The organism is Paraburkholderia sp. SECH4, from assembly GCF_030511745.1.
Classification (GTDB): domain Bacteria; phylum Pseudomonadota; class Gammaproteobacteria; order Burkholderiales; family Burkholderiaceae; genus Paraburkholderia; species Paraburkholderia madseniana.
Genome location: NZ_JALOCP010000005.1, coordinates 1 through 16,979 on the forward strand (window position 1 = coordinate 1; position 16,979 = coordinate 16,979).

Consider the following 16,979-nt stretch of genomic DNA (forward strand, 5'->3'; position numbering starts at 1 on the left):
GTTTCCCGCCGCTTCATCTGCAAACCGAACGGGCAGTACATTAATCAGCGTTTCCCTAGCGTCGGGAAGCTGACGGATTCGAGACTGTGCAGTAAGGATGAGTCGGGTGAGGCTTGCATCAGAGCGGCATTTTCCGTTTTCATATCAGACCTTCACGAAAGGCTCGCCGTGGCGGCATTGGTGCGCGCCGCAGACGAGATATCACGGCGAAGCGTCTCCGCGAGCAGCACGAGCGCGAGTACCGAAACAGCAGCCGAGCCCATCATGTACCACGCCACCGACGAACCGCGGCCTGTAGCGGACAACAGCGCGGTGGTGACAATGGGCGTGGCCGCACTGCCGAGCAGCCCGGACAACATATAGCTCACCGACAGACCGGAGTAGCGAACCTCGGTGCCGAACAGCTCCGCGAGGAAGGTGGCGATGGGTCCATAGTTCGCGGCGAAGGCGGTCATCATCAGCAGATAGCCGAGCAGCGCGAACGGAAACTCGCGCGTATCCAGCAGCCAGAAAAGCGGAAAAGCGAGCAAGGCCTCGGCGACGATGCCGCCGATGATTACCGGCTTGCGGCCCACGACGTCGGATAACTTGCCGAAGGCCGGCAACAACACGATGCAGAGTGCGCAGGCAATCAGCGCGATGGAAAGCATCGCGTTACGTGAGAAGCCCAGCGTCTGCGTCCCATAGGTTAGCCCGAAAGCGACGATCAGGTTGAACGAGGTGCCCGTCGACATCGTCGCGATGCCGCCGAGCAGAACCTGCTTCCAGTATCGGGTGAGAACCTCGGCGATCGGCAACTTGACCTGCGCGTCGGCCTCCTTGACTTTGCGAAACGACGGCGTTTCCGATGTGTTCAGGCGGATATAAAGCCCGACACCCACGAGCAATGCGCTCGCAAGGAACGGAATGCGCCAACCCCAGGAGAGCAGTGCGTCGTTTGACAGCGTGGCATTGCAGAGCAGAAACGCCAGATTGGCGATCAGGGTACCGGCAGGCACGCCGATTTGCACCCACGAGCCATACAGTCCACGCTTGCCGGCCGGCGCGTGTTCCACCGCCATCAGCACGGCGCCGCCCCATTCGCCGCCGAGCGCGAGCCCCTGAATGACGCGCAAGGTGAGCAACAGAATGGGCGCCCAGATGCCAATCGACGCGTAGTTCGGCAGCAGCCCAATCGAGAACGTCGCGATGCCCATGATGATGAGCGAGACCAGCAGCATCGCCTTGCGTCCGAGGCGGTCGCCGAAATGGCCGAACAGGGCGGCACCGACGATGCGCGCGAGGTAGGCGGAGGCGAACGTGCCGAACGCCAGCAAGGTGCCGACCAACGGGACAAAGCCGGGAAAGAACACCTTATTGAAGACGAGTGCCGAGGCGGTGGCGAAAACGAACAGGTCATACCATTCGACAGTCGTGCCGATCACACTCGCCACCGCGATCTTTTTCATGTTGACCGGGGTGCCATCTCCTGGCGGTGGCGCTGGCGTGTCCGTGGGGCGGTAGGACGTCATGGGTTTCTCCTTGAGGCATGGCGGTTTCAGTGGATGAACGCAGCCATTGCGCGCATGGCCTGGTGCCTTTATCGGAAGCCAAAAACAATAAGTAAAAGTCTGTTTTCTAATCCTTTGTATTAGTGCGGCGAATGATCGGACGGCCGGTCCTCGCCGCTGGTCAGCGCGCTGATCGTTCTGTCGATGTACGGCGCGTATCGCGGCATATTCGAGAAGTCGTAAGTGACGGGCTCGCGCTGGGGTGAAAAAGATAGCTGCCCGATCGAGATAACGATATCGGAATTGAATCATTCTCACGAAGCGTCCTGATCGCTACGCTTGCAGAAATATTGCAAGCGAGGGCATATGGCCGTTTCTGTTTCCACATCTTTTTCCGCGCGGCGACGCACGCTGAAGCTGCTCGGCGCAGTTCCGGCGCTTGCCGCAACCGGCGCATTTCATTCACTCAACGTGCAGGCCGCCGATCTGGCATCGACCACGATCGTGCTCGGCGACCAGGCCGGCGGCACACGGGCGCTTGCCGAAGCGGCCAAGGTTCTCGACGGCACGCCGTACGCATTTCGCTGGGCTAACTTCCAGGGTGCCGCGCCACTCTTCGAGGCGCAACGCGCGGGCGCCGTCGATCTTGCCCCGGCGGGCGACTTGCCTGTGCTTGCAGCGGCTGTCGGCGATCCGACCTTGAAGATCGTCGCGACGCGTGTGGGGTCGGGCGCGCAACTCGGTATTCTGGTTGCGCCCAATTCACCGATTCGCACGGTGGCGGATCTGAAGGGGCGCACCGTATTCGTGTCGTCGGCGCGCGGCAGCATTTCGCAATTCCAGTTGTACGGTGCGCTCGCCGAAGCAGGACTCTCGAAGGACGACGTCAAGGTTCGTTTCATCCTGCCGGTCGATGCGTTTGCGGCGTTCGCGTCCGGTTCAATCGACGTGTGGGCGACATTCGATCCGTACTACGGTATCGCGGTCCAACGTGGCGCGCGTATTTTGCGGGACGGTTCTGGGATCAATAGTGGCCTCGGCTTCATCACTGCATCGGGCGCCGCGCTGGCGGATACGCGCAAACGCGCGGCTATCGCAGACGTTCTGCTTCGGCTGCAACGCGCGGGTGATTGGGCGCTTGCGAATCCCGATGCCTACGCGCAGATCTACTCGACCTTGACGCGCTCGCCACTCGACGCCGCGAAGCAGATCACGCAGCGCGCGGCATTGAAACAGCACTTCGTGACCGAGGCGGATATCGCCGCGCTCCAGAAGGTTGCTGATAGCGCGGATCGCGACGCTATCCTGCCGCGCCGTATCGACGTCCGCGCGATCGCCGAGACGCATATCGCAAAGGTTTGACGCAACCGGTAGTGCGCTTTGCGGCGCGTTGCTCCGTGCCCAGCGGAGCCGCAGCGCGTTTGCCCGGCGCCGTGCGCTCCGGCAATCCCTTCCATCGCAGCAACGCCCTCCATACCGGCTACCCCTTCCCACCCGCACTGCGGGTGAACCCGAATTGCCATGCGGCCTCGTCGCGCCTATCTTTCTACATCATACGTATGACATAGAGGGCAAATCGTGGCGACTTTGCACAGGCAGGTCCTGAATCAGATGGGTGAACAGATTTGTTCAGGCAAATTCATGCCCGGCGACATTCTTCCCGCCGAGCCGGTGCTTGCCGAGCAGATGCAGGTGAGCCGCATCACCATCCGCGAGACGATGAAGTCGCTCTCCGCCAAGGGCATGCTGCAGGTGCGCCGCCGCTACGGCACGGTCGTGCTGCCGCGTGCGCAATGGCAGTTGTTCGACCCGGACGTGATCATGTGGCGTGCGCGTGCAAGCGCCGTCGAGCCCGGCCTCATCGAAGATCTGATGGAACTGCGCCTGATCATCGAGCCGAACGCGGCGAGGCTTGCCGCGAAACGCGCAACTGATGAAGACCGCATCGCGGTCCGGCGGGCTTTCAAGGCAATGGAACGCGCGGTCGCCGGCCACGGCGAGTACGTTCCCGCCGACCTCGCGTTTCACGGCGCCATCCTTACCGCCTGCCACAACCAGTTCGTCCAGCAGATGCAGAACGCGCTGTCGGCGATCCTGCGCACCAGTTTCGAACTCAGCTCTGAAATCGCCGGCGGTCCGGCCCGTTCGCTGCCGATGCACGAGGCACTGTGCGTCGCGATCGAGAAGGGGGATCCCGTCGCGGCGGAAGAGGCCGTACTCACGCTCATCAGGCGCGCCGAGCAGGACTTCGAGGACCGCGCCGCGCTGGACCGAACCGCCAACGATCAACCCGCGTAGCAATCGTCGTAACCCATTTCATCGCGACCCTCGTCGGGATCGCGAGGGGCGCACTCGCGCCTCGTTTCTGAACATCGAGAGGACACACGCATGACACAGCTATTCGATCTGAGCGGCCGCACGGCACTCGTTACCGGCTCGGCGCGCGGCATCGGATTCGCGCTTGCCGAGGGACTGGCGGCCGCCGGTGCGAACGTCATCCTGAACGGCACGCGCGCCGACACGGTGGCCGAAGCGGTCGCCCGTCTGAGCGACAAGGGTTTCAATGCGCAAGGCCGCGCCTTCGATGTGACCGACGAAAGCGCCGTTGCCGACGCATTCGCGCAGTGGGACAAGGACGGCGTGCAAGTCGATATCGTGGTCAACAACGCCGGCATCCAGTTTCGCAAGCCGCTCGTCGAACTCGAACTGAGCGACTGGCAGCGCGTGATCGACACCAATCTGACGAGCGCCTTCATCGTCGCGAAGCAGGCCGCGCGCCGCATGATCGCGCGCGGCACGGGCGGCAAGATCATCAACATCGGCTCGCTCACGAGCGAAGCCGGGCGCGCGACGGTCGGCGCCTATACGGCGGCGAAGGGCGGCATCAAGATGCTGACCCGCGCCATGAGCGCCGAGTGGGCGGCCTCGGACATTCAGGCGAACGCGATCGGCCCGGGGTACATCCTGACCGACATGAACAAGCCGCTGATCGAGAACGCCGCTTTCGACGCATGGGTCAAGAGCAGCAATCCCTCACAACGCTGGGGCAAGCCGGAAGAACTCGTCGGCACGGCGGTGTATCTGGCTTCACCGGCGTCGAGCTATGTGAACGGCCAGATCATCTACGTCGATGGTGGCTGGCTAGCCGTTCTTTAAAAGCAGGTCCACGCGAGTAGAGCAAAACAAACAGCCACTCGCATCAGATAGTTCGTGCGCCGCACTGATCCGGAGACATCATGGAAAGCGTCAAACCCGTAGCAACTCAAAGATGGTGGTATCTGATGCCCATCATCTTCATCACGTATAGCCTCGCCTATCTCGACCGCGCGAATTACGGCTTCGCCGCCGCGGCCGGGATCGACAAGGATCTCGGCATCACCCATGGCACTTCGTCGCTGATTGGCTCGCTGTTCTTTCTCGGCTACTGCCTGTTTCAGGTGCCCGGTGCGATTTACGCACAGCGCAATAGCGTGAAGAAGCTGATCTTCTTCAGTCTGATTCTGTGGGGATTGTGCGCGGCGGCGACCGGCATGGTCAGCAATATTCCGATGCTAATGGTGCTGCGCTTCACGCTCGGCGTCGTGGAGGCGGCCGTGATGCCGTCGATGCTGATGTACATCAGCCGCTGGTTCACACGCAGCGAGCGCTCGCGCGCCAACACGTTCCTGATTCTCGGCAATCCGGTGACGGTGCTGTGGATGTCGGTGGTGTCGGGCTATCTGGTTCGCAGTTTCGGCTGGCGCGAGATGTTCATCCTTGAGGGCATGCCTGCCATCGCATGGGCCGTGGTCTGGTGGTTCACGGTGAAAGACCGTCCGGCCGACGCGCCCTGGATGAGCGATGCCGAAAAGACTGAACTCGACGCGCGCCTGACGGCCGAGCAGGCCCATATCGCGCCGGTGCGTAATTACAAGGCAGCGTTCCGTTCGTCGATCGTGATCAAGTTTTGCGCGATTCATGCGCTGTGGAGCATCGGCGTGTACGGCTTCATCATGTGGCTGCCGTCGATCCTCAAAGCCGCCTCGACGATCGACATCGTGTCGGTGGGCTGGCTCGCCGCTGTGCCTTATCTCGCCGCAATCATCCTGATGCTGCTCGCGTCGTGGCTCTCGGACAAGACGCGTAATCGCAAGCTGTTCGTCTGGCCGCTGCTGCTCGTCGGGACCATTGCGTTCGTCGCTTCCTATCTGATCGGCGGCTCGCACTTCTGGATCTCGTTCGCGCTGCTGGTCGTTGCAGGTGCAACGATGTACGCGCCGTATGGCCCGTTCTTCGCACTCGTGCCGGAACTGATTCCGAGCAACGTGCTGGGCGGCGCGATCGGCCTCATCAACGCATGCGGTGCGTTGGGGGCGTTTCTCGGTTCGTGGGTGGTGGGCTATCTGAACGGCGCGACCGGCAGCCCGGCGGCTTCGTATATTTTCATGGCGGCCGGCCTGCTTCTCTCGGTGATCCTGATGATGACCGTGCCCGCGAATGCCGACGAGCACGCCAAGCGTGCTGCTTCATTGTCGTTGCGTCGCACGTAACGCCCGGGGAATCTCTCGCGCAGGTCCGTCTTTCCTGACACCTCGGACGTCACGTTTTGGCGAAGAAGAGCGCAATTCGACTTCGTTTGATTGATTCGATTTTGGCAGACAGAACATGGCAACCCTGATTACCGATGTAAAGGTCATCCTGACCGCGCCGGAAGGCATCAACCTGATCGTCGTGAAGATCGAGACTAACCAGCCCGGTCTGGTCGGTCTCGGATGCGCGACATTCGCCTACCGGCACGTGGCGGTGACGTGCCTCATCGAGGAATACCTGCGGCCGTTGCTGATCGGTCGTGACGCCGAGACGATTGAGGAACTGTGGCAACTGATGCATCAGAACGCGTACTGGCGCAACGGTGCGATCGAGAACAACGCGATTTCCGGTGTGGATATGGCGCTGTGGGACATCAAGGGCAAGATGGCGAACATGCCGCTCTATCAGTTGTTCGGCGGCAAGTGCCGCGAAGGCGTGCCGATTTATCGCCATGCGGACGGTCGCGATCTGAACGAGTTGTGCGAGAACATCCAGAAGTATCGCGAGCAGGGCATCACGCATATTCGTTGCCAGAGCGGCGGCTATGGCGGGGGTAGCTTCGGCAAGGCGCCAGCGAGCGCGCCCGAAGGCGCCGCGGATGGCGTGTATCTCGACAGCAGAAAGTACATGCGGGAGACGCTCAAGCTGTTCGACGGCATTCGCAGCAAGATTGGTTTCGACGTCGAGTTGTGCCATGACGTGCATGAACGCCTGAAGCCGGTTGAAGCGATCCGCTTCGCGTGCGAGCTGGAACAGTACGAGCTGTTCTTTCTCGAAGACGCGATTGCGCTCGAGGAAGGCGAATGGATGTGTCAGCTACGCGCCAAAACGACTACGCCGTTGGCCCAGGGCGAGCTGTTCAACAACCCGTATGAATGGCGGTTTCTGATCACCGAGCGCCTGATCGACTTTATTCGTGTGCATCTCAGCCAGATCGGCGGCATCACCGCAGGCCGTAAGCTGCAGATATTCGCCGAGCAGTTCGGGGTACGGACCGCATGGCACGGTCCGGGCGATATGTCGCCGCTGGCGCATGCAGCGAATATCCATATCGATCTCGCCGCGCGCAATTTCGGCGTGCAGGAATGGTCGGGAACCGAGCCGCCGAACTTCGTGATCCAGGACCTTAAGGGGCCGAGAGACGCCTTGCTGGATGTCTTCCCGGGTCTGCCGGAATTCAGGAACGGACACGTTTATGCCAATGACAAACCGGGCTTGGGCGTGGACATCGACGAAACCGAGGCCGCGAAATATCCTTGCGAAAACACCGTGACGACGTGGACGCAAACCCGCTTGAAGGACGGCACGCTGCAGACGCCGTGACGGAATTGCACTAGCTTGCCATGTGAACTTGAAGGATGGACGGAAGGCTGGCGCCAAGCTCGTACATACCGAGCAGCATCAACGCACCGCAAAGCAACAGAAGCAGCGGATTGATCCGCGTGCCAAGCAGCGTCCCCACTGACATGAGGGCAATCGCTTTAGCCGGAAGCCCACCGTCGAGAGATTTCAACAGAACCCATCCCGCGGCGAGAATCATGCCGGAGGCGACGGGGCGCAGCCCGCGCTCGAGCGCCAGTTTCCACGCCGCGCCTTTATAGCGCGTCCAGATGTGGGTCACGCCGTAGATCAGGATGCCGGTCGGGGCGAGCAATGCCAGTGTGGCCACCACGGCGCCCCAGAACCCGGCAATCTGCCAGCCGATCAAGGTGGCTAGCAGCGACCCGGGGCCGGGCGCCATGCGCGAGATGGCGAAGTCGACACCGAACTGGGCATGTGTCAGCCATCCATGCACGTCGACAACCTGCCGTTGGATGTCGGCGATGATGGCCTGGCCACCGCCTATCGTCACCAGTGACAGGGGCGCGAAAACGGCCGCAAGCTGTAGAAGAACGCGATTCGACATGGTCAGGCTTTGCGCAGTTTGATGTATTCGAACAGCACGCTCAGGCCTCCCGCGCCGATCACGACCCACACCAGCGGCAGGCGCAATATGCCGACCGCGACGAAGGTACCCGCGAGGAACAGCAGCGGGAGGAGTCTGCGTGGCACCCGGCGTGCGGTCGTCACGCCCATCGACAACGACAGGCCGGTGGCCGCTGCCGCTGCGCCCGCAAGCAGGATGTGAGCGAGCGGATACTGCAGCAGATGACTGAGGACTGTGCCGAGAATAATGATGACGATCGCGGGTGGGATGATGATGCCGGCAACCGCCAGCAACGCGCCGCGCCAACCGAGCAGACGGTGGCCGATCCAGATCGCCATGTTTTTGACGTTGATGCCCGGCAGCGCTTGAGAGATGGCCAGGCCGTTCAAAAAGTCTTCTTCACTGATCCAGTCGCGATCCTGGACGAATTCGCGCAGGAGCCAACCGCTCAGGCCACCACCGAAGCTGGTGAGTCCAATACGGCTGAATATAAGGAAAAGCCCGGTGAGGGTGGGCGGTCGACTCGTGTTGGCAATTTGTTGGGACATCGAATCTTCCAGTCAGATTGACGTATGACGGGCGAAATATTTGCTTCTGGTGAGCGTGCCCGGTCATAGGCGACTGGAAAATTATATCAACCGGGGGTTTGTTTCCGGACGCCGTGAAACTGATGGTCCGGCCCCAACCGCACAGAGCATTTTTGACCAAGACGACCTCCCATGAGACTGAGTATCCTAGGCGTAATCAGTCATTTCATGCGGGGAATTCAAGGTGGCGCACTATCTTTGCCATGAGCAGCCGGACTTACTCGAGTTTGAAACGAGCGTGATCGCCTCGCGGCCCGGCGCCGTCGTGCTAGGCCGCACGGCCTTGCACCCGGGCGGCGGAGGCCAGGTCTCGGACGCCGCAACCCTGACCCACGCGCACGGCGCCGTCCGCATTACCGGCGTCGCGCCGGAAGGCGGCATGCTCTGGCATCTGCTCGACGAGCCGCTCGAACTGAACGGCGAGGTCCACGTGGCCGTCGACGCGGCCCGGCGCGCCACCGTCGCCCAGCTTCATACCGCCACGCATATTCTCAACGCCCTCGTGTATCAGCGCTTCGCCGGCGCACTCGTGACCGGCGCGCAGATCAATGCCGACGGCACCGCCCGCATGGATTTCGATCTGCCTGAGGCGGACAACGATGCATTGCGCCTGCTCGAGGAACCGGCCAACGAGGTGATCCGCAGCGCCATGGACGTATGGACCTACTACGTCAGCGCAGCGGAGGCAAAATCGACGCAGGGCCTGATCCGCAGCCTCTCGGTGGCGCCGCCGCCGACCTCCGACGGCACGGTGCGGATCGTCGAAATCGGCGACCTGGACCGGCAGGCTTGCGGCGGCACGCATCTGACCAACACGGCGCAATCGAAACCGATCCGCATCGTGAAGATAGAAAACAAGGGGCGCCGCAATCGCCGGGTCAGAATAGAGCTGGTTTGAAGGGTATCCCGGGAGAGCGAGCCATGGACACATCGGATAAAAGCGAGCCGGAAGTAGTGTGCTGGCGAGACGGCGCGCTCGACGGCGCCTGTCTCGCGAGCGCCCGCTACGGCGAGCACAAATTCGACCGGCATCTGCACGACGAACTCGTCATTGTCATGACGCAGTCCGGTGCGGGGCAGTGTCATACGCGCACCGGCAGCGATGTCGCCGGACCCGGTAGCGTGCTCGTGTTTGGACCCGGCGAATATCACAGCGGCGAGGTGTGGGAAGGCCGCGAATGGAATTACCGCGCCATTTATCTCGACATGGAAGGCCTAGGCGCGCTGGGTGCTGTGTTTTCACCGGACTCGCGTTCCGACAAACCGCTTCTGATCCCGCCGGGGCTCTATCAGGATGCACATCTGGCCGGCCTGCTGGTCAAGGCGCATGCGAGCCTCGACCAGCACGGCTCGGTCTCGCTGATGGAGCGGCAGGCGAATTGGTGGGCGGCGATGGGGATGCTGGTCGGGCGGTATGGGCAATCGCGGCACGAGCTCGGCGAAGCACGGCGCGAAGCCCACAAGATGGCGCAGGTGCGCGAGTACGTCGCCGCCAACTATGCGCGCGATATTCCGGTCGATGAGCTGGCGGAACTGGTAGGGCTGAGCCGCTATTACCTCACGCGTGCCTTCTGCAAAGAGTTTGGACTGCCGCCGCACGCCTATGCAACGCAGGTGCGGCTACTCGCGGCCAAACGCATGCTCGCGGCGGGGCATAGCGCGGCGACCGCTGCCGCGGCCGTCGGCTTTTACGATCAAAGCCATCTCAACCGGCTTTTCAAGCGGGCCTATGGGATCACACCGGGGACGTATGCGGCGCTGAAGCCTGGGCATTAAGTCCGCGCGCTGCGCCTCTAACGTTACTCGGGAAGCGGAACGTCCTCGATCAGCGCCGACTGTATAGTGCGAATCCTGCGATCGGCGAAGTAGCCACCCCCTTCCGTGTAGCGCAGATAAAGACGGTCGCACAACGCGCACTGCCAGACGGCACAGCGGTTGTACGGGAAGTAACGCGGCGCGATGGGTGCGTCCGCCGACCAGTAGGTCGTTTTGCCCGGCAGGTATTCGCTGAACGTGGGTTCCGGATCGTCCTCCGGTGCAAGCGTGCCGATTTCCTTGAACTGCGTTTCGTCGAGAGACAACGGCTGAGAGTGCCAGCCGTCCAGCGGCGTTTTTGTACACATGCAGGGCGCGGCAGTGCGCTGCTCCGCACGTTGCGCGAGTTCAAGGAGCATTGCAGCGTTCAGATATTCCGCCATGAGGCACACGATTCCTGCAGGTTTAGGACGATGTTAGCTGGTTCGCCGCGACTCAAGCTACGCGGCAGGAACCAGCCAGCATCATGCACGCTCTGGCGTCGTGCGTGAAGTCAGCCGTTCATCATCCGGTCGCGATGCGGCACGACCCACGAACGGTCAAAGCACCCATTGGCGATCGACTTCAACGCCGCCGTTTCTTTCGCATTCTGCCGCCGCGCGCCTTCGATCACCGCTTCTACGTCAGCCGGCGAGATCGCGAGCAAACCGTCTTCATCGCCAACGATGATGTCCCCAGGATGAACCACCATCCCGCCGACCGTGACCGGCACGTTGATCTCGCCAGGGCCGTTCTTGTAAGGCCCACGATGCGTCACGCCGCGCGCGTATACCGGGAAATCGCGCTGACGTAGCGCGCCGACATCGCGGATCGCACCGTCGATCACAAGGCCCTGCACGCCCAGACTCTCCGCGAAGCTGGCCATGATCTCGCCCATCAGCGCTTGCGTCAGATCTCCTGCGCCGTCGATCACGAGCACGTCGCCCGGCCGGCAAAAGTCGAACGCGCGATGGATCGCGAGGTTGTCGCCGGGGCGGGTGTGGACCGTGACCGCCGTGCCAGCCATCGGTTTGGGCTGATGATACGGCCGCAAGCCGACCATGCCGCTCGCACGCGCCATGTTGTCGCTGAGGAGAGAAACCGCCAGTTCACGCAATGCGTCGAGCGTTGCCGGGTTGGCCTGAGGCGCGGATTCGTGTTCGCGCCAGCCGATGGGATTCGTAGTGACAGTCATATCGTTGCCCCTTGCGTGGCGAATTGCTGCTCGAGTTGATGGGACAGCCGCGGGTACACCGCGCGGGCGTTGTCTTCGTAGATGCGCTGACGGTCCGCGGCGCTGAGCCATTCAATGGCGTCGATATAGCGCCGCGTGTCGTCGTAGTAGTGACCGGTTTCCGGATCGATACCCTGAACCGCACCGATGGTTTCCGAGGCGAACAGGATGTTCTCAACAGGAATGACCTTGGCGAGCAGCTCAGCGCCGGGCTGGTGATACACGCAGGTATCGAAGAACACGTTCTTCATCAGGTATTCACTGAGCAGCGGCCGCTTCATGTCCTGCGCGAGTCCGCGATAGCGGCCCCAGTGATAGGGCACCGCGCCGCCGCCGTGCGGAATGATGAAGCGCAAGGTCGGGAAGTCGGCGAACAGATCGCCCTGCAGCAACTGCATGAACGCCGAGGTGTCGCCGTTGATGTAATGCGCGCCCGTCGCATGAAAATTCGGATTGCACGACGAGGACACGTGAATCATTGCCGGCACGTCGAGGTCCACCATCGCTTCATAGAGCGGATACCACGAGCGGTCCGTAATCGGCAGCCCCGACCAATGTCCGCCGGAAGGATCCGGATTCAGATTGCAGCCGATAAACCCCAGTTCTTCCACGCAACGCCGCAGTTCGGCGATGCAATTGGCCGGCGCCACGCCCGGCGCTTGCGGTAACTGACATACGCCGACGAAGTTGCGCGGAAACAGCGACACTACGCGATGGATGAGGTCGTTGGATTCGCTCGACCACACTGCATTGGCTTCGGCCGTGGCGAGGTGATGCCCCATGCCGGCGGCGCGCGGCGAAAAGATCGTGAGGTCGGTGCCGCGTTCGCGCTGGATGCGGATCTGGCCGGTTTCGATGCTCTCGCGAATTTCGTCGTCGGTAATGAGGGGGCGTGGTGGCGGCGAGCCGCCGTTTTTCAGCGCGGCGATCTGCTGCGCGCGCCAGGCCTCGTGCTGCGGCGGCGAGGTGGTGTAGTGACCGTGGCAATCGATGATCATGGTGTGAAAAATCCGTTGATGTCTTTGTGGATGTTTACCTGTCCGCGCTATGCGTTCGCTACGTTCGCTGTTTCGTCAGTCAGCGCGCTCAGATGCGCGGGGCAGGGTCGCCGGTCGCGAGCGAGGCGGCTTCATCTTCAGCCGGCGTGACGCGCATCACGAGTGCGATGATCGTCGCGACCACCAGAAACGCTGCAATCGTCAGCAAGGCCAGCTTGAAGTTGCCGGTGGCGTTGCGCACCAGCCCGATGCTCCAGGGACCGACCAGACCGCCGAACTGCGCGATGGTATTGATCAGCGCGATCGTCGCGGCGCCCGCAGCGCCCGTTCTGAACGACGACGCGAGGCTCCAGAACAGCGGGTTACCCGCATAGATGAACAAACCGGTCAGACACAGCAGCGCGTAGGCGATCACAGGGTTCGGCGCATACGCACTGCCGGCAATCGCCAATGCGCTCATGCCGTACACGAAGGCGAGGTGCTTCTTGCGGTCGCCCGTGCGATCGGAACTGCGGCTGATCAGGAACGTGCCCAACACGCCCAAGAGCGGCGGCGCGGCGGACAGAAAGCCGACCTCGATGTTGCTCAGATGGCCGAGGCTCTTGACGATCTGCGGCAGCCACAGAAACAGGCCATAAATGCCGACCAGCGCGCAGCCGAACAGACACGCGAGACTCCATACGCGGATGTCACTCGCCACGCGCAGCAGCGGAAAATGGGTGCTACCGCCCACAGCTTCGCGTTCGGCTGCGAGCGTCGATTCGAGCCAACGCTTTTCGTCATCGGAGAGCCATTTGGCGTCGGCCGGACGTTCGGTCATGATGCGCAGCGTCAGCAGACCGAGCGCCATCGCCGGGAGGCCTTCGAGGATGAACATCCATTGCCATCCCTGCAAACCGAGAATGCCGTTCGCGTAGGTCATCAACGTTGTCGAGATCGGACCGCCCAGTACTGCCGAAAACGAACCCGCGATGATGTAGCCGCCCACCGCGCGCGCCCGGTAGCGCACCGGAAACCATTTCGTCAGATAGACCGCTACGCCCGGCAAAAAGCCCGCTTCCATCACGCCCAGCAGAAAGCGCAACACATAGAAGCTCGAATCGTTGAAGACGAAGGCGGTGGCTGCCGCGACCGCGCCCCACGTCAGCAGAATGCGCGCGATCCAGCGGCGCGCGCCGACCCGATGCAGCAACAGATTGCTCGGCACTTCCAGCAACATATAGCCGACGAAGAAGATGCTGCCCGCGAAACCGAACACGGCTGGACTGAAGCCCAACTGCTTGTTCATGTCCAGCGCGGCGAATCCGATATTGATCCGGTCCAGATAGTTGAAGAACATCATCGCAAAGAGCAGGGGCATTAATCGCCCGTACACTTTGCGCATGGTGGCGGCTTCGTCGAATGAGGTCATGCTGTCTCCTACCTTGCTGCGACGGCTTCATCAGCCGTGGCGGCGTTCTTATGGTTGGCCTGCCGGATCGAACGCCGGCAGTGTCCCGTTGGCCGCACGTTTGACGGCCGGACTTCAGCGGCCGCCGCTCGTGCCTGTATGCGCTGATGCGCTCATGAACGGGCGGTGGCTGAAGCGTGAAGCCAATGATAAGAACGCCCGGACGGAGAGTCCAAGACCGCTTGCTTATGCTTGTATAGGTTTTTACTTATAGTGCGGCGTCAGCAAGCGGCGCGGGGAGACAGGCGAGGAAGGCGCGCAGATGCGGTGAGGCATCGTCGGTGCGAAAGGTGGCCGCGAGCGTCGATCGGTATGACGAACCGGGACCACTAAGGTGGCGGAACACAACGTCCGTGCGTCCATGCCGTGCAACCGATTCGCCGATGAACGTCACGCCGAGGCCCGCTGCTACGAGTGCAATCGCGGTTTGAATTTCATAGGCCTGGTGAGCGACAACCGGAGTCACGCCCGCATCGCGATAGAGCGTTTGCACCGAGCGTTTGAACTGTGCGTTCTGGTGCTTCGGATACAGAATCAAGGGCGTATCGGCGAGCTCGGCAATTCGCACGGTCTTGTGCGCGGCGAGCGGATGACCCGGTTCGAGCGCGACCATGACACGCTCGCGCAGCAGCGGATAGGACGTGCAGCCATCAATCGCGAGCGGCTGTCGCCCGATGCCGATGTGAATGCGCATGTCGCGCAACGCATCGGTTTGTTCCTCGGTGAGCAACTCGAAAAGCTTGAGTTCGACCTGAGGGAACGCGTTGTGAAACGCCTTGAGCGCGGGCGGCAGGATGCTGTACATCGCCGAGCGCGTGAAGCCGATGCTGAGCCAGCCGCGCCGGCCGACACCGATTTCTTGCGCTGTAAGGGACACCTGTTCCAACGAACCCAGTATCTGACGCGCCTCCGTGCAGAGGTAGTGGCCGGCTTCGGTCAGACTCAGCGGGCGTCTTGCCCGATCGACCAGTTGCGTGCCGAGCCGCTCCTCAAGTGATCGGATCTGCTGGCTCAACGCGGGCTGCGCGATATGCAAGCGCTCGGCGGCGCGGCTGAAATTGAGCTCCTCCGCCAGAATCACGAAGCACTGCAACGCCCTAAGATTCATATCCGTTTTTCCTGATCTTCAGTAGGAAGAGGATAACGGGTTATGCGGTGGACGGTGCAATGCCGGTGCGCCCGGGGGGAAGTTCTGGCGCCGCAGCGGCTCCTCGAAGAGGCCGCGTTGGGGCGCCAGATCATGGAACGCGCGGCGGCTCCTTAATCCAGTCCGCCCTGGCACAGATACTTGATCGACATGTAATCGTCGAGCCCGTACTTCGACCCTTCGCGGCCGTAGCCCGATTCTTTCACCCCGCCAAACGGCGCCGCTTCGCTCGACACGGCGCCTTCGTTGATACCGATCACACCCGCTTCGAGCTGGGCTGCGACGCGATTGATGCGTCGCACGTCCTGCGTGTAGAAGTAGGCGGCGAGGCCGAAAGGCGTGTCATTGGAAAGACGGATCGCTTCGGCTTCGTCATCGAAACGGAACAGCGGCGCAACGGGCCCAAAGGTTTCTTCGCAACAAACGATCATGTCGTCCCGCGCGTCGGTCAACACGGTCGGTGCATAGTAGTTCGGGCCGAGTTCGGTCAGGCGCTTTCCGCCAGTCAGCACTTTTGCACCGTGTTTGACGGCATCTTCTACGTGCCGGGCAATCTTGTCGATTGCGCGTTCGTTGATCATCGGGCCGATCTGCGCGTCCGGATCGGTTGCGGGCGCAACCTTCAGCGCGGCGACGCGTTTCGCGAGCAGATCGGCGAAACGCGCGTAGACACCCGATTGCACATAAACCCGGTTCGGGCACACGCAAGTCTGACCGCCGTTGCGGAACTTGGATGCCATCAGACCGGTGACCGCCGCGTCGAGATCGGCGTCGTCGAATACGATGAAGGGGGCATTGCCGCCCAATTCCAGCGACAGCTTCTTCAGCGTGCCAGCCGATTCGCGGGCGAGATGCTTGCCGACCGGCGTCGAGCCCGTGAACGTGATCTTGCGTACGCGTCCGTCGGCGAGCCAGTCAGCGACCGCCGCAATGCCCTGTTCACGCGAAGCCGACAGCATGTTCAGCACGCCGTCCGGCAAGCCCGCTTCCTGGGCGAGCGCGGCCAGCGCGAGCGCCGTGAGTGGCGTGTCTTCCGCGGGCTTGGCCACGACCGTGCATCCAGCCGCGAGCGCGGGCGCGATCTTGCGCGCAATCATCGCCAGCGGGAAATTCCACGGCGTGATCGCCGCGACCACGCCGACCGGTTCCTTCACCGCGCTCATGCGTTTGCCGCGTTGTTGCTGCGGGATCAGATCGCCGTAGATGCGTGTCGCCTCGTCGGCGAACCACGCGACGTACGAGGCGCCGTAGGCGACTTCGCCACGGCTTTCCGCGAGCGGCTTGCCTTGTTCCGTCGACATCAGCTTGGCGAGGTCTTCGGTATTGGCGACGATCAGCGCGTGCCAGCGGCGCAGAATCTCCGCGCGTTCGCGCGGCAGCTTGTCGCGCCATGCGGGGAACGCGCGGGCCGCGGCGTCGGTGGCGGCGCGGGCGTCCGCTGCGCCGCTGTTCGCGACTTCGACGATCAATTCGCCGGTGGCCGGGTTGGTGACGGGAAAGCGCGCGGCGTCGGCGGCGTCGATCCACTTGCCGTCGATCAGGTTCTGCGGGCGAATCAGTTCTTTGCGGGTCAATGCGAGAGACATCGGGGTTGCTCCTTCAGATTGATGCTTCGATGCTACCCGTGCGCGACAGTCGATGAAATCGCCAATCGAGGTCTGGACGGCGCACGGAGCGTTTTTTTCGGGCCGCCACAGCATTTTCTGCTGAATCTGCGGTGAAGGCACCGTGCCGGGATGGGTGGCGGCTGGCGACGGCCCTGTTGCGCGGCCCGCTGTACGCA

The 16,979-nt window shown here is 62.3% G+C and carries 16 protein-coding genes; 7 read left to right on the forward strand and 9 right to left on the reverse strand.

The features are described 5' to 3' along the window. Nucleotides 1-152 precede the first annotated feature (152 nt). Entirely contained in the window at nt 153-1,511 is a 1,359-nt protein-coding gene (locus M0D67_RS09145) for an MFS transporter (RefSeq protein WP_154562518.1), read from the reverse strand. A 345-nt stretch (nt 1,512-1,856) separates the two neighbouring features. On the opposite strand from M0D67_RS09145, the gene M0D67_RS09150 reads away from it, so the two are divergent. The 5 genes from M0D67_RS09150 (at nt 1,857) to M0D67_RS09170 (ending at nt 7,382) form a co-directional block, all read left to right on the forward strand. Further along, a complete protein-coding gene (locus M0D67_RS09150; RefSeq protein WP_154562515.1) occupies nt 1,857-2,852 on the forward strand; it encodes an ABC transporter substrate-binding protein in 996 nt (331 codons plus the stop codon). A 216-nt stretch (nt 2,853-3,068) separates the two neighbouring features. Further along, nucleotides 3,069-3,788: a FadR/GntR family transcriptional regulator gene (locus M0D67_RS09155; protein ID WP_168435786.1), complete on the forward strand. Its 720-nt coding sequence runs from the start codon at nt 3,069-3,071 to the stop codon at nt 3,786-3,788. A gap of 90 nt (nt 3,789-3,878) precedes the next feature. Beyond that, nucleotides 3,879-4,646 (forward strand): SDR family oxidoreductase, encoded by a 768-nt coding sequence (locus M0D67_RS09160; protein WP_171926694.1) that lies wholly within the window; start codon nt 3,879-3,881, stop codon nt 4,644-4,646. A gap of 80 nt (nt 4,647-4,726) precedes the next feature. Continuing rightward, complete coding sequence (locus M0D67_RS09165) at nt 4,727-6,019, forward strand: MFS transporter (RefSeq protein ID WP_154562510.1); 1,293 nt, start codon at nt 4,727-4,729, stop codon at nt 6,017-6,019. A 115-nt stretch (nt 6,020-6,134) separates the two neighbouring features. After that, nucleotides 6,135-7,382 carry an enolase C-terminal domain-like protein gene (locus tag M0D67_RS09170; protein WP_266238631.1) on the forward strand — a complete coding sequence of 416 codons (1,248 nt, stop codon included), beginning with the start codon at nt 6,135-6,137 and terminating at the stop codon, nt 7,380-7,382. Between the two features lie 10 nt (nt 7,383-7,392). Here M0D67_RS09170 and M0D67_RS09175 read toward each other — a convergent pair whose 3' ends face one another. After that, on the reverse strand, nt 7,393-7,965 hold the full coding sequence (locus M0D67_RS09175; RefSeq protein ID WP_154562505.1) for a chromate transporter: 573 nt from the start codon (nt 7,963-7,965) through the stop codon (nt 7,393-7,395). A 2-nt stretch (nt 7,966-7,967) separates the two neighbouring features. Then, complete coding sequence (locus M0D67_RS09180) at nt 7,968-8,534, reverse strand: chromate transporter (RefSeq protein WP_154562503.1); 567 nt, start codon at nt 8,532-8,534, stop codon at nt 7,968-7,970. Nucleotides 8,535-8,757: 223 nt separating this feature from the next. On the opposite strand from M0D67_RS09180, the gene M0D67_RS09185 reads away from it, so the two are divergent. Next, nucleotides 8,758-9,471 (forward strand): alanyl-tRNA editing protein, encoded by a 714-nt coding sequence (locus tag M0D67_RS09185; RefSeq protein WP_168435785.1) that lies wholly within the window; start codon nt 8,758-8,760, stop codon nt 9,469-9,471. Nucleotides 9,472-9,494: 23 nt separating this feature from the next. Then, nucleotides 9,495-10,349: an AraC family transcriptional regulator gene (locus tag M0D67_RS09190; RefSeq protein WP_266238632.1), complete on the forward strand. Its 855-nt coding sequence runs from the start codon at nt 9,495-9,497 to the stop codon at nt 10,347-10,349. Between the two features lie 23 nt (nt 10,350-10,372). Here the strand turns inward: M0D67_RS09190 and M0D67_RS09195 are convergent, their stop codons facing one another. The 6 genes from M0D67_RS09195 to M0D67_RS09220 all read right to left on the reverse strand — a co-directional run bounded on the left by M0D67_RS09195 (nt 10,373) and on the right by M0D67_RS09220 (nt 16,782). After that, the gene (locus tag M0D67_RS09195) at nt 10,373-10,771 is read right to left on the reverse strand and encodes a hypothetical protein (protein WP_266238633.1); all 399 of its coding nucleotides are present in this window, start codon (nt 10,769-10,771) and stop codon (nt 10,373-10,375) included. A 110-nt stretch (nt 10,772-10,881) separates the two neighbouring features. Further along, the gene (locus M0D67_RS09200) at nt 10,882-11,562 is read right to left on the reverse strand and encodes an RraA family protein (RefSeq protein ID WP_154562495.1); all 681 of its coding nucleotides are present in this window, start codon (nt 11,560-11,562) and stop codon (nt 10,882-10,884) included. After that, complete coding sequence (locus M0D67_RS09205) at nt 11,559-12,599, reverse strand: amidohydrolase family protein (protein ID WP_154562493.1); 1,041 nt, start codon at nt 12,597-12,599, stop codon at nt 11,559-11,561. Before M0D67_RS09205 ends, M0D67_RS09200 begins: the two co-directional genes overlap by 4 nt. A gap of 88 nt (nt 12,600-12,687) precedes the next feature. Then, a complete protein-coding gene (locus M0D67_RS09210; protein ID WP_154562490.1) occupies nt 12,688-14,010 on the reverse strand; it encodes an MFS transporter in 1,323 nt (440 codons plus the stop codon). Nucleotides 14,011-14,257: 247 nt separating this feature from the next. Next, nucleotides 14,258-15,157 (reverse strand): LysR family transcriptional regulator, encoded by a 900-nt coding sequence (locus tag M0D67_RS09215; protein WP_154562487.1) that lies wholly within the window; start codon nt 15,155-15,157, stop codon nt 14,258-14,260. Nucleotides 15,158-15,309: 152 nt separating this feature from the next. After that, nucleotides 15,310-16,782 (reverse strand): NAD-dependent succinate-semialdehyde dehydrogenase, encoded by a 1,473-nt coding sequence (locus M0D67_RS09220; protein WP_154562485.1) that lies wholly within the window; start codon nt 16,780-16,782, stop codon nt 15,310-15,312. Nucleotides 16,783-16,979 lie beyond the last annotated feature (197 nt).